The organism is Kosakonia pseudosacchari (genome assembly GCF_900184035.1).
In the GTDB taxonomy this organism is placed as follows: Bacteria; Pseudomonadota; Gammaproteobacteria; order Enterobacterales; family Enterobacteriaceae; genus Kosakonia; species Kosakonia pseudosacchari.
Genome location: NZ_FXWP01000025.1, coordinates 343279 through 356881, shown reverse-complemented (window position 1 = coordinate 356881; position 13603 = coordinate 343279). Strand labels below are relative to the sequence as shown.

The 13603-nt window shown below is 56.2% G+C and carries 8 protein-coding genes; all 8 read right to left on the bottom strand.

Annotation, left to right across the window (positions count from 1 at the left end; translation table 11 throughout):
- Positions 1–22: 22 nt before the first annotated feature.
- Positions 23–1858 (bottom strand): exodeoxyribonuclease V subunit alpha, encoded by a 1836-nt coding sequence (recD, locus tag BN2591_RS20235; protein WP_086873607.1) that lies wholly within the window; start codon positions 1856–1858, stop codon positions 23–25.
- On the bottom strand, positions 1855–5403 hold the full coding sequence (recB, locus tag BN2591_RS20230) for an exodeoxyribonuclease V subunit beta (protein WP_086873606.1): 3549 nt from the start codon (positions 5401–5403) through the stop codon (positions 1855–1857). Before recB ends, recD begins: the two co-directional genes overlap by 4 nt.
- A complete protein-coding gene (ptrA, locus tag BN2591_RS20225; protein ID WP_086873605.1) occupies positions 5384–8284 on the bottom strand; it encodes a pitrilysin in 2901 nt (966 codons plus the stop codon). Before ptrA ends, recB begins: the two co-directional genes overlap by 20 nt.
- Before the next feature lie 153 nt (positions 8285–8437).
- On the bottom strand, positions 8438–11809 hold the full coding sequence (recC, locus tag BN2591_RS20220; protein ID WP_086873604.1) for an exodeoxyribonuclease V subunit gamma: 3372 nt from the start codon (positions 11807–11809) through the stop codon (positions 8438–8440).
- Between the two features lie 12 nt (positions 11810–11821).
- Positions 11822–12145: a prepilin-type N-terminal cleavage/methylation domain-containing protein gene (locus BN2591_RS20215; protein ID WP_086873603.1), complete on the bottom strand. Its 324-nt coding sequence runs from the start codon at positions 12143–12145 to the stop codon at positions 11822–11824.
- Entirely contained in the window at positions 12130–12537 is a 408-nt protein-coding gene (locus tag BN2591_RS20210; protein WP_086873602.1) for a DUF2509 family protein, read from the bottom strand. The genes BN2591_RS20215 and BN2591_RS20210 overlap by 16 nt, the downstream gene beginning before the upstream one ends.
- Complete coding sequence (locus BN2591_RS20205; protein WP_086873601.1) at positions 12534–13097, bottom strand: prepilin peptidase-dependent protein; 564 nt, start codon at positions 13095–13097, stop codon at positions 12534–12536. Before BN2591_RS20205 ends, BN2591_RS20210 begins: the two co-directional genes overlap by 4 nt.
- Positions 13091–13552 carry a prepilin peptidase-dependent protein gene (locus tag BN2591_RS20200; protein WP_086873600.1) on the bottom strand — a complete coding sequence of 154 codons (462 nt, stop codon included), beginning with the start codon at positions 13550–13552 and terminating at the stop codon, positions 13091–13093. The genes BN2591_RS20205 and BN2591_RS20200 overlap by 7 nt, the downstream gene beginning before the upstream one ends.
- Between the last annotated feature and the right edge of the window lie 51 nt (positions 13553–13603).

Sequence of the window (13603 nt, the reverse complement as noted above, 5' to 3'; positions counted from 1 at the left end):
CCCCGCCTTGTGCGGGGGCTTTTTACATCCGCGAACGAAAGAGTGAATCCAGCCCGCTGCGCCGTTCAGTGCGCGTAGCAATCGCCTGCCCCAGTACGCGTTCATCGGCATACACCGACAAGCGATTACGGGCGCGGGTGATCGCGGTGTAAACCAGTTCACGCGTCACCACCGGTGCAATCTGCCCCGGCAGGATCAGCGCGGCATGATCAAACTCCGAACCCTGCGATTTATGTACCGTCATCGCCCACGCGGTGTCATGCTCCGGCAAGCGGCTTGGCAACACCGGTTTGATCTCGCCGTCCGGCATCGGGAACCAGACGCGGATCCCCTGCCCTTGATCCAGCGCGATACCGATATCGCCGTTAAACAACCCCAGCGCCGAATCGTTGCGCGAAATCATCACTGGTCGCCCGTGATACCAGCGCGAATGCGCCAGCCGGGAAATCTGGCGCTGACGAACCAGCGCCAGCTCAAGCCGCTCATTCAGCCCGCTGACGCCAAACGGCCCTTCACGCAAGGCGCAGAGCAGCTGGTATTCGCCAAAGGCGGCAATCACCTCTTTCGGCCCGGCATGGTTTTGCACCAATGAGAGAAAGCGCGCATAACCCGCAAGCGCATCGTCAATCATGCCCTGGTACTCCTCAGCGCTATTCAGGGGCTTACGCTCAATATCCGTAAAGCCCAGGCTGAATACCGCCTGCATCGCGCGTTTATCGCCCCGGTTGACGGCGGCTGCGAGTTGGCCAATCCCGGAATCGCTGCCAAAGCGGTAGCTTTTTTGCAGCAGGCAGAGGCTGTCGCGCAAGCTGCCTGCATCGGCGATACCTTCGGGAACCTGAGCGCCCGTCAGACGCGACAATTGCGCTGCGCGTTCAGCGCTATATCCGGCATTGACCCACGCGCAGATATCACCCAGCACCGCGCCGGCTTCCACCGAGGCCAGTTGATCGCGATCGCCAAGGAAAATCACCCGGGCCCGCGACGGCAGCGCATCGATTAACCGCGACATCATGGGTAAATCAATCATGGACGCTTCATCGACGACCAGCACATCCAGATGCAACGGGTTACCAGCGTGGTGACGCATGCGCTGGCTGCCGGGCTGCGCGCCAAGCAACCGGTGCAGCGTGCTGGCTTCATCCGGCAGCATCGCTTTTTGTCGGGCATCCAGTTGCAACTGGCGTAGCGCACTGCCCAGCGATTCAGTCAGGCGCGCGGCGGCTTTCCCGGTTGGCGCGGCAAGGCAAATACGGCACTTGTCGCCGTCCACCATCTGCACCAGCGCCGCGAGCAGTTTCGCCACGGTCGTGGTTTTGCCGGTTCCTGGCCCACCGGAAATCACCGAAATCCTTCGGGTAAGCGCCACGGCGGCGGCCACTTTTTGCCAGTTGATTTCACTTCCCGGCGAGGCTGGAAATAGCGTCTCCAGCGTCTGTGCCATTCGCGCTTCATCAATATCCTGCAGTGGCGCTTGTGCGGCAAAAAACGCGGCAACCCGCCGCTCATGACACCACATGCGGTTCAGGTAGAGGCGAGAATCAGTGAGGATCATTGGCGTCGCGGCTTCGCTTTCGCTCACTGCGGGCGAGCTCAGCAAGACGTTATGCCAGTCATCCGGGTTACCCGCGAGCGCGAATAACTCACTAAACAGCGGCGAGTCATTACCGTATGTCTCCGGCGTAAGACGCGCGAGCGGCAGACATACGTGCCCTTCACCGGTGTCATGGCTGAGTAACGCTGCAGCCAACATCACGGCAGGTTCCTGCTCCGTGGCGACCGTCAGCGCAAACTGTACATCCAGCGCGCGCAGCAACTTCTGCTCCACCGCAACTTGTAGCAAACTTTGCATACTCATGGCGCAACCTCCGGCGCAACGCCTGCGAACAGGTCGTCCATTTGTGTAATCAATTCAACATCAGGCCGGATAGTGAAAATCCCCTGCTGCGGGTTCTGTGCATCCACACCACGCAGGAATAGATAAATCACGCCGCCAAAATGGTGTTCGTAATCGTAGCCGGCAATGCGATGGCGCAAAAAGCGGTGCAGCGCCAGGCTGTAAAGCTGGTACTGCAAGTCGTAGCGGTGCGACTGCATTGCCGCCGCCATGGCGGCTTGCGTGTAAGCTTCGGCGCTTTCGCCCAGCCAGTTGGATTTATAATCCAGCAGGTAATAACGCCCGTTGTGGCGAAATACCAGGTCGATAAACCCTTTCAACATACCGCGCACATCGCGAAAATCGAGCGGCGGGCAGCCAGCCGACAGCGGATCATAACGCCGGATGAGTTCGTCCAGCGCCTCCGCGCTCAGCGTGGCGCTAATCGGCAGGTAAAACTCCATCTCCACCTGTTTCTCTTTGTTCGTCAGTTGGCTCAGGGAGATGCCCGTTTGCGCCAGCGGCACATGTAGCACGGTTTCCAGCCAGCGGCTTAACACTGGCTGCCAGTGTGCTTCGTAACCGCCCGTCAGTAATTTTTCTTCAACCCAGGCGTCAGCCACCGGCTGCGTAAAATCCAGGTCCTCAAACAAGCTATGCAAAAATGTTCCCGGCGCCGCGCCGCGTGGAAACTGGTGCGGCGTTAATACCGGCTCTTGCAACGCCTCTCGCTCTCCGGCTGCGTCAATATCCAGACGCGGCAGCAGATCCTGAGCGATACCATGAGCACGCTGCTGCAACCCGGAATAACTGGTGACACGCCAGTCATCGCTGATGCGCCGCGTGATTTCACGCACGCTCAGCATCGGTGATTCTGTTTGCGGCAGCTGCCAGCGCTCGGCGTCCGGCATGGAAGGAATACAAAGGTCGATATCATCATTGCACAGTTGCTGCAAAACGTTACGCAACGCGGCGGCATCCAGCGCTTCGCCTTTCTGCAAAAGCCGCCCCAGCGCGCTCTGGTGAAAATCACTGGCTCCGGTTTTTTCGCCACGGCGACGAAACAGCGGCGCAACCCCTAAACTGCAATGCCAGACCGAACGCGTCAACGCTACGTACAGTAAACGCAGGTCTTCAGCCAGACGCTCCGCTTCCGCCAGTGCGACGCTCTCTTCGGCATGGCTGAGATCGAGTACGGCGGCAAAAGAGTCACGATCGTGGTAAAAGCCCTGATCCTGAATGCGGAAATTAGCGATAAACGGCAGCCAGACCAGCGGATACTCCAGCCCTTTCGATTTGTGGATGGTGACAATCTGCACCAGGTGTTTATCACTCTCCAGCCGCAGTTGCTCGCTCGATGCATTGGCATTCGGTTCGGCGATACGCTGCGCCAGCCAGCGGGTAAGCGCGTGTTCACTTTCCAGTTGCGTACCCGCCTCCTGCAACAACTCGCTGATGTGCAGAATATCGGTCAGCCGCCGTTCCCCCCCCGGCGTCGCCAGTAAGTTTTCCGCCACATGTCGCGCGCTCATTAGCATGCGCAGCATCGCCATCACACCACGTTTTTGCCACAGCTCGCGATAGCCGGAAAACTCTTCGACGATCTCATCCCACGCCAGCTCATTCTGGTTGAGCGCATCAATATCCAGCGCGGTAAGACCCAGCAAGGATGTCGCCAGCGCACTGCGCAGCGTACTTTCGCGCTCTGGTGCAAGCACCGCCTGCAATAGCCACAGCAACTCCTGTGCTTCCGGTGTTTCAAAAACGCTGTCGCGGTTGGAAAGGTACACAGATGGAATATTCAGTAACGTCAGTGCATCGCGGATAAGCGAGGCTTCATGGCGGCTGCGCACCAGCACGGTAATATCCGACGCTTTTACCGGTCGCGCGTTTTCCCCTTCATACAGCAGTGCTTCGCCCCGCAGCCCGGCGCTTAGCCAGTCGCGGATTTGTGCTGCGCATAGCTGCGCCATAAATCCCTGATAATCCCCGACGCTTACACCATCACCTTCCATCAACCACAGCTTCATCGCAGGCTGCGTTTCCCCTTGATACGCAAAGCGTAAGCCTGCGTTTTTGGCGGCGGGTTTTACCGGCAGAAACGGGATCTGACGAAACATAAAGGCATCGTCCATCCGGCTGAAGAGCTGGTTGACGCTGGCAATCATGCCTGGCGACGAGCGCCAGTTGGTATCCAGCGTATAGCGGGCACTCACTTCATCGCGCGCTTTCATATAGGTGAAAATATCCGCGCCGCGAAACGCGTAAATGGCCTGTTTTGGATCGCCAATCAGCAATAAACCGCAATCCGGCTGTTTCAACCAGATGCGGCTAAAAATACGGTACTGTTGCGGGTCGGTATCCTGAAACTCATCGATCATCGCGACCGGAAAACGGCTGCGGATTGCAGCGGCTAACGCTTCGCCGTTCGGGCTTCTCAGGGCATCATCAAGACGGCTGAGCATATCGTCAAAGCCCAGTTCGCCGCGCCGGCGTTTCTCTTTTGCCACCGTTTCACGAATCTCACGCATTGCGCTGGTCAACACCAGATCGTTAAGCGTCAATGACTGCGCCAGCAAGTTTTCGATGGCGACAAAAAGCGGGTGTTCCGGCACCACGCCGTCGGGTTTAGTACGTTCAATAAGAAAGGACTGAGTGAATTTTTCCAGCGCATCCGGCAACAGGTAGCTGCGGGTCTCTTCCTGCGCCCAGGTGGAGATTTTTTCGATCCACTTCGCCTGGTTGCCGCGGTTGAATTTACGCCGATCAATACCGGAATTTTCGAGCAGTGGCTCGATTTCATTGACGCCAGCGTTCCACTGACGCTTCACCTCGTCAATCTGCGTAATAATTTGCTGATGGCGCGAGGCCAGCGTTTCGTCCGCCGCTGGCGGCGCTTTTATTTGCGGCGCTTCCCCTTGCAGATAACGATCGATCGCTTTCAGCAGATCCTGCGGCCCCTTCCACGAAGCATGGATAACTTCAGCAATTTCACGCGTCAGCGGGTAGCAGTGGCGACGCCAGAAATCCGCACAGGCCTGGTAACGCAACAGCGACTCATCTTCCAGCAGTTGCAGTTCAAACAGCATGCCGGATTCAAAGGCATTCAGGCTCAGCATGCGCTGGCAAAAACCGTGGATCGTAAAGATTGCCGCTTCGTCCATTTGCCGCTCGGCCAGCAACAACCATTGCGCCGCCTGTTGCTTATCGGCAATCTCATCCAGCAGACGTGCGTACAGCGGGTTATCGGTTGTTTCGCGCAGGCAAGCAATGCGCAACTCATGGATGTTACTGCGAATGCGGCCGCGCAGCTCTTCTGTCGCGGCCTCGGTGAAAGTCACCACCAGCAGTTCTTCAACGCTGAGCGGACGCGGGTAGGCGGCGCTACCGCCTAACCCTAATAACAGCCGCAAATAGAGCGCGGCAATGGTAAAAGTTTTACCGGTACCCGCCGAGGCTTCAATCAAGCGCTCGCCGATGAGCGGCAAGCGCAGGGGATCAAGGGTCTCAGCGGTCGTTTCTCTCATCTTTCTCGGTCATCTTCGGTAAGGTTTGCTGCAAAGCGCTGGTGCTATCCCAGACCTTCCAACCCTGCGGGCGAGCATAATCTGCTTTCCCGCTCTGGCTACCGGAGATCTGCGACAGGATCGCCATACCTTGCGGCTCTACCACCGCCTGATGGAAGAAATCGGCAAGTTTTTGCGGCGTCAGCAGTTTTATCTGAGCGACTACTTTATCACGCGAATCGAAGCGCATATTGCCGCGATCGAAATCTTTGCTGAGTTTGGATGCTTCTTCACTTAATGTCTGCGGCGCTTGCGTAAGTTGCGCGATGACGCCCTGCTGAAGCTGGGCAAACTCTTCCGGCTTCATTGCCCGCAGTTTCGCCTCGGCGGTAGGGAAGAAAGCCTTGTAGCGCTCCCAGAGATAGGCGGGCTGCTTGTCGTTGCTTTGTAACAAGAATCCCATACCCCACTGGCGACCGATGCTCATTGGGAAGGCGAACACGGCATAACCCAGCTGTTCTTCTGTGCGCAGTTGGTTATAGAACCACGGCTGCACGATTTGGCCCAACATAGCGCTATACGCCGAACTGCTGAACTCATCAAAACCGGTGGGTACAAACACTGCCGCGAGTGCGGAGTCCGTGCTGTTGCCCGCTTTTTCAAAGCTCACATTCTGCTGCTTATCCACCACGACGTTCTGGTTTCGACACCATACCGTACCGTTCGCGCCAAGCTGTTTTTGTACGTCATGAGCGAGGTCTTTCGTCTGCTGTTCGCTCAGGTTACCCACCACCAGGAATTCCGGACGCGCATTACTTTTCAATGCATCGCGGTAGTGCAAGATATCCTGCAAAGTAATAGACGGCAGCAATGCCCGGCGCTCTTCACGCTGGAAATAAGGCACCTGCGACAACATCTGGATCGGCATGATTGCCTGATCGAACGCTTTACCTTTTTCGGCGGAGTCCATCATCTGTGCATACCAGGATTTAGCCTGGGCAAGCTGCTCTTCCGTCGGCGTATAGCTGAAATATCCCGCCAGCAGCGCCTGGAAAAGCTGCGGCAAACGCTGGGTATAACCGTTGGCGTTAAGCATCAAACCATTATTGGCATTCGTGGAAAAACTGATGCCACCAACCGCCGCCTGATTGCTGAGCTGATCAAGGGCCAGCCCCGCCAGATAATCATTAAGAGCAAATATCACCTGGCTTTTCGCGCTATCCATCGCCTGCGGGTTACGCAGCACCACGCTGACATCCGCTTTGGGTTCGCTGGCGAAATAGTGGCTTGGCATATACACCACGCGCAGCGTTGGCTCATCGACAATCAGTTCAGGGTGTTCGTACTGCTTTGTCGGTTTGATCAGCGTGAAGTCGTCCGGAATGTAGGGGTTCAACTCCGGAAATTTCAGCGCGATACGGCTCTCGCGCGTCTGCCAGTCGGCATAAGTTTCCGGCGTGATCTTATTCACCTGATAAGGAGCGTCAACGAAATAGGCCGTTTTATTGTGCGGCTCATTCGGGCTGATGTACCAGATACGCGCATTTTGCGGCGTCATCTCATCAAGACGCGCCTGCACCGCTTTGGCATCGAACCGATCGGCAATGTTCACCGAGTCCAGCGTATGGGCGACAGGCACGCGGATCATGGTATCTGCCAGCCACTCGACGTAGTCCATATCGCGGGTAATAGAGGGATAGCGGAAATCAAGATCGAGAATATGTGCTAGCTCGTCGAAATAACGCTTATCAACGCCTTTTTCGCGCAGCAGTTTCAGGTAGCTGAAAATGGCGGCCACAACTTCATCACGATTGGCCTGGCCTTTATCGGTCAACGTTGCGGATATGGCCAGCACACCACTGTTGCCGTTCACCACCGGATCGGAATCACCACGAATTCCCTCTACCAGCCCCTGGCTTTGCAACCAGTCCGAGAGCGTGCCCGGGCTGCGGTTGCCAATCAAATAGGTGATAAGTTCGTCCGTTTTGCTGCGAAAAGCGGCGGTATTGTTATCAATACGAAACTCCACACGTAGTACTTTACGCGGCACCGCCGGGACATAGTGAATAATGATGCCTTTCTGCGCGTCGGTCACCACAGGAACCGTGATGTCCGGCTTGTCGATATTTTTATTCGGCACTCGACCATACGTTTCGACGGCAATTTTCGCCAGATCCGCTAAAGGGCGGTTACTGTAGATCACCGCCTTCATCAGGTTGGCCGAATAATATTTATCGCGAAACGCCAGCAGCGCGGCATGAACAGGGCTGCCCGGCTTATCGCTGAGGGTCTCAAGGTTACCGCCGGAGAAGCGCGCGCCGGGGTGTGCCGGGTTGATGGTTTCCGCGCTCACCTGCGCCATGCGCATACCGTCGCGGGTGCGGGCCATTGTCAGCTCGGCGTTGACCGCGTTGCGCTCACGTTCACCATATTTTTTATCCAGCATGGGTGCGGCAATGGCATCGGCTAAACGGTCAACCGCCCCTTCCAGCGCATTGTTCTCTACTTCGAGATAATAAGCGGTGCGATATGGCGCGGTGCTGGCATTGTGGCTGCCGCCATGCAGTTTAAGGAATTCGGCCAGGCTATCGGGTTGCGGGTATTTTTTCGAACCCATCAGTGTCATGTGCTCAAGATAGTGAGCAAGGCCGGGGTGGGCATCTGGATCTTCAAGCGAGCCGACCGGCACCACCAGCGCGGAGAGCGATTTTACCGCCTGCGCGTCGGATACCAGCAACACGACCATGCCGTTATCAAGGCGTATCGCCTGATATTGCCGGGTATCTTTGTCGCTCTTACGGATAGTTTCCTGAACAGGTTGCCAACCGTTGTCTGCCTGACTGAATGAAGCCCAGAGGGCAAAAAACAGGACGAAAGCTTTTAACCAGGTGCTGCGGGGCATTCACGAACCTCATCATTAACTTTTCCGGCTCGCCCAGGGAGAATCGAGAAAGCCGGGTAAACCTGTGCTGGCTGAGCCTGCACTCTTGTTATATCAGTCCGTGACCGTCGCGCATGATAATGGATGCAACCACTTCGCGCAATTTTTATACAATCAATCGGACTGGTTGTGTCGATAAAGCGGTAACAGAAAACGCTGCGCTTGTTCGATAATTTCAGCGTAATACTCAGGTTCAAGGGTTCGCCACAGGCGCTGATACCAGACATCATCGCCTTCACCGCGCACCACCATATTGCCTTCATACGCCTGCAGAAATTTACTCTGCGCTTTTTGTAACGTCTCTTCGTCCTTTACCATGGCATCATTTGCCGCGTCATAACAGACTTTTATCCATGCACCGCCGCTTTCCGGCAATAGCAGGAGCGGTTTCATCATGCCTTCCCGGTAGCCTTCAATCAGCGTTGCCAGATATTCCCGCGCCTTATCAGCAGGCAGCGGGGGAAAACACCATTCGCCCTCTTTGCGAACGAACAAGCGGCTGGTGCCGGTGCCACCGCTGGCACAATAGACAAGATGTTCCAGCCAAAGTTGCAAGCCTTGCGAAACGCTCAACAAGGCCGGACGCCAGCGCAGCAGTCCGTCTGGCTGCACACGCGGCAGCCAGCCGGTGAGATGAACACCTGCACAATGCAAGTCAATTTCGAGGCTGTCAGAAGGCTGGCGATATTCAATAACGCGGTTAGCCAACTCCTGCATCTCCTGACATTGGGTTTCCCAGATGATTTCACCAAACGCTCCATAAGGCAGTACGCCAGCCGCGCGGTAGCGGCGAAACAGCTTCTCTGCGTCCTGCTCTTCAACCAGCGTATTTACTATCTCCTGATTGAGCTGATAACGGCTCAGGCCATCAAGGATAAACGGCTCAGCATCCGGAATTTCACTCTCTTCAGGGCGGAAATTCACACGCAGACGCATCTGGAAAAAGGCGCGCACCGGATGCGCCCAAAAACGCTGCAGCTGGTCAAACGTGAGCGTTTCGAGCGGCACCTCATCCAGCGATTGAATAAACTCGGCATGCGCCTGGCCCTGCGAACTCGCGGCAGGTAGCCAGTCGCGAACATAACTTTGCCATTCGTCAGCCGTATAGTTTGCCGGATCAAACGGCATACGCGTATGCAGATGCGTAATATGTGCCTTTACCCGCTGCTCGCTTTCATCGCAATTACGCAATGCATCGCCAGGCAAGTAGTGGCTCTGTCCAATGTAATCCACCAGCTCCTGCACCAACACCGAGGGAAAGCGCTCTTTGTTATCCTGGATAGACCGGCCGATATAGCTGATATAGAGCTGCTGTTGTGCAGAGTTAAGTGCTTCGAGGAACAAGTAGCGGTCATCATCCCGACGGCTGCGGTCACCACGCTGCGGCTTCTGACTCATCAGATCAAACCCCAGCGGAGGCAGTGCGCGTGGGTAGACGCCATCATTCATGCCCAGCAGGCAGACAACTTTAAAAGGAATAGAGCGCATCGGCATCAGGGTGCAGATATTCACAGGCCCCGCGAGGAAACGCTGACTGATACGTTCCTGATCGAGGCGCTGAGCCAGCTCGTCACGCAGTAGCGAAAGCGGGATCGCTTCGTGGTAATTCGCGCCAAGTCCCTGCGCGATAATGTCCTGCCACTGCTGTTCAATCAGCGCCAGAGCGGCTTCTGTGTCCTGGTCTGGCAGGAAAAAGTCATTGAGCATGTCGCGGCAAACCGGGAGCCACTCTTCCAGTGGCCGTGCCTCAGCCAGGCCGCGACGCCAGATATTAAGCTGCATCAACAGTTCCGCCAGGTGGCCGACTAACTCCGCGATAAGCCCGCTGGATTCGTCATACGGTAAAATCGACTGCCACTCCCCCTGGCGGCTTTCCATCGCATAACCGAGCAGCATTCGCGTCAGGCCAAATTGCCAGGTGTGCTGCCCGGTCGGCGGTAATTCAAGCTCGCGAACGTTGTCGTCGTCCATTCCCCAGCGAATGCCGGACTCATTGACCCATAAGCGCAGGTAACGCAGCCCCTCTTCGTTGATGTTAAAACGCGCCGCCAGCACCGGAACATCCAGCAGCGCCAGCACATCTTCACTGACGAAGCGGCTGTCAGGCAGCGAGAGCAAACTGATAAAGGCCTGCAGCGCCGGGTGAGCCTGCCGCGCGCGTCGGTCGGAAATAGCATAGGGAAGATAACGCTCACCGGTGGCGCTACCGAAAACCGCCTGAATATACGGGCTGTAACTGTCGATATCGGCGACCATGACCACGATATCGCGAGGCGTTAGTTCAGGATCCTCTTCCAGCATCGTTAGCAGCCGGTCATGCAGGATCTCGACTTCTCGCTGCGGGCTGTGGCAGATATGCACCGTTACGCTGCGATCGTTGGGATCAAGCAGCCGTTTTTTATCACTGCGGGAAAACTCTTCTGCCGTTACGCCCGCTACCGCACCATTTTGCAGTTCCAGGATATCGTACTTCAGATTTTGCAGCAGCGAGCCGGGCGTAATGTCGACGAAAGCATCCAGCTCTTCATAACGCTCCATGCCCGCCAGCAGGAAAATGTTGTCCCGCCCCAGCTTGCCCCACGAAGCCAGCAAGGGGTTGCCAACATCCTGCTCGCCATCAGCATTGAACAGCCCTTCGGCGTTTTGTGTATCACGGAACAGTGGAAACTGTCGGTTCTCCCGGTGATGTCGACGATTACGGGTGATCAGTTTCGCCAGAAACGCCGGATCTTTGATATCGCCCCAGTAGTAGCGACAGGGATTCGTAAACAAAAGATGGACATCAATATGCTTACCCAGCGCCTGAAGCGCCTGTAGATAAATGGGCGGCAGCGCGGAGATCCCACAAATAAAGACGCGCGAAGGCAAACCGGCTGGCCGCTGCGTAGCCGATTCAAGCTTATCGATAAAACGCTGGTAGAGGTTGGCGCGGTGCCAGTGTGGCTGCCCCAGCGCGGCGGTATGTTCCACCAACGCACGCCACAGCGGTGCTTGCCAGCGCTGGGCTTCATCCAGCCCGTCGATCTGTTCACCCGCTTCCCATCGCGTCAGCCACTCCGGGCGGTAAACCAGATATTGGTCGTAGAGATCTGCCACGCGTGAAGAGAGCTGGAAGAGTTTACGCTTGTCATCGTCGTCATTCAGATAATGGCGCAGCATGGTGAAGGCTTCTTGCTCCAGCATGCCGGGCAGTAGCGACATCAGCTTCCAGCTCATGCTCTGTTTGTTAAACGCGCTCTCTTTGGGGATTCCATCCAGTACGGTGACGAACATCTCCCAGATAAAGCTCGCGGGCAGCGGGAAGGTAATATTCGCAGCAATACTAAACTTCTGCGCGAGCGTCATTTGCAGCCATTGCGCCATGCCGGTGCTCTGCACCAGCACTACTTCGGGCTCAAAGGGATCGTCGAGCCTGTTATGCTCAACAATGAACTCCATCAATGCTTCCAGCACATCCAGACGATTGGAGTGGTAAACCCTTAACATAAGCGCTCCTGACTACTGACTGTTCGGGCAAAATAATCGTGTCATTTGCCCCTGCCTGCCCACTGGCGAACTAACGGTAACGTTGATGCTGACACATCCCCCGGTGGTTGTCTGCCCCCGCTGAACCTGCCAGCCTGGCGGTAACGGTGATACTTCTGGTTGCGCCTGTTCCCAGGCGTAGCGCCATAGCTGTCGCCACTGGCTGGTGGATACAAACCCCGAGGCCAGCGCACGATGATAACCGCCAAGCGCGGTAACAACCATCACCATTAACACCATAGCCAGCAGAACTTCGGTAAGGCTAAAGCCTCGTTGTTTGTTTACGGCAAGCGGCATAGCGCTTCCTCTTTTAGGGGACAAAAATCACTCCAGCCATGAGGCAAAAAATGCACCTGCGTCCCCTCCACACGTCCCAGATGCCACAGCGATGTTTCAGCGTTCGCAACAATCAGCAGCGCGGCCCCATCGGTAAAAACGCGTAAGCAACTTCGAACATTTTGCCCGGTACTTTGCTGGCACTGCAGCGGGGGTTGTGCAGGCCAGGTTTGATGACGCGCCCACTCCATGGCTGAAGTGATTTCCGCAGCGTTACGAATCCCCTGATTTTCATTGTTCACGCGCCAGATATGACTGCTCAATTGCAGGTTTAAGCCGTGCAACATCAGGCTACCCAATAGCAATAACAACAATACCAGCACCAGTGACGACATCCCTCGTTGCCGGTTCATAAGTTGTACCCGGTCACGCTTAAATCAGCGGTAAAAGGTTGCCCGACATTACCCGGAACACGCGCCGAGAGTGTGATCGAAAGCTGCGGTGCAAACCCCGACGCCTGACGCTGAGCGACATGAAACCGCTCAATGCTCATTTGGGCAGGATCGGTGATTTTTTCCCAGCCCCGGCCACTGCAAGATGTTGCCCCACGCATGATTTCGAGTGCGCCACTTTGTAGCCGAAAGCCGGTTTGTTCCGGTTCGCTGCTTCCCGCTGACTCCCAGCGCCCATTGCTGTTGGCGTCCCACTGAGCAATGACGCAATCTCCACTACTACTGATAACCAGCGGCTGGCCGCTACAGCTACCATTGCAATATCCCGCTCGCTGGAGATGTTTTGCGATACCACGCAGTTGCAGCCACACATCATCTTCCACCGTCTGGATACGTGTATGCTGTGTTACCGCCAGCTGTAGCGCCGGTAAAAAACGGGCAGACGCCAGTAACAGCACGCTGCCGATTGCCATCGCCAGCACGGTTTCCAACAGTGAAAACCCTTTTTGTCTGTCTAACATAGATTCTCCGCCGATGGCTGACACATTCTGATCCTGCCCCATGCCGAAACCACCACCCGCCACTCCCCTGCACTGCTACGTAGCCGAATATTGCCCGGCCAGGCGCTGTTGCGCAGACCAAAGAACCCTAGCGAAGGTGTCACATCAACGAGCATGACGTCAGGCCAGCGGGGCTGCAGTGAGAAAACATTCTGCACAGCGCAGTTTTGCGACGGCGAATTCACCAGACACCAGCGTTCACCTTCACGAATGCCATACACCAGCTGAGAACGGTTGTGCCAGTTGGCATCATCGCGCAGACGTTCCAGCAAATGCCGCACCTGCAACGCGGTTTGCCACAGCCGCTGTTGTGCCTGCCAGCTCTGCCAGCCAGAAATGCCCGCTCCGCTCAGAATAACGATCAGCACCATTGCGACGAGGGTTTCAATCAGGGTGAAGCCATCTTCTTTTTTCATGGCGGCAGTGTGTCGTCACCAGACATTCTGGTCGAGAGGCAAACAGAGAGG

Excerpts from the sequence above, each read along its gene's own strand:
- BN2591_RS20205 (WP_086873601.1), bottom strand. The coding sequence starts at position 13,097 with ATGTTAGACAGACAAAAAGGGTTTTCACTGTTGGAAACCGTGCTGGCG.
- BN2591_RS20215 (WP_086873603.1), bottom strand. The coding sequence starts at position 12,145 with ATGCCGCTTGCCGTAAACAAACAACGAGGCTTTAGCCTTACCGAAGTT.
- recC (WP_086873604.1), bottom strand. The coding sequence starts at position 11,809 with ATGTTAAGGGTTTACCACTCCAATCGTCTGGATGTGCTGGAAGCATTG.
- BN2591_RS20210 (WP_086873602.1), bottom strand. The coding sequence starts at position 12,537 with ATGAACCGGCAACGAGGGATGTCGTCACTGGTGCTGGTATTGTTGTTA.
- recB (WP_086873606.1), bottom strand. The coding sequence starts at position 5,403 with ATGAGAGAAACGACCGCTGAGACCCTTGATCCCCTGCGCTTGCCGCTC.
- BN2591_RS20200 (WP_086873600.1), bottom strand. The coding sequence starts at position 13,552 with ATGAAAAAAGAAGATGGCTTCACCCTGATTGAAACCCTCGTCGCAATG.
- recD (WP_086873607.1), bottom strand. The coding sequence starts at position 1,858 with ATGAGTATGCAAAGTTTGCTACAAGTTGCGGTGGAGCAGAAGTTGCTG.
- ptrA (WP_086873605.1), bottom strand. The coding sequence starts at position 8,284 with ATGCCCCGCAGCACCTGGTTAAAAGCTTTCGTCCTGTTTTTTGCCCTC.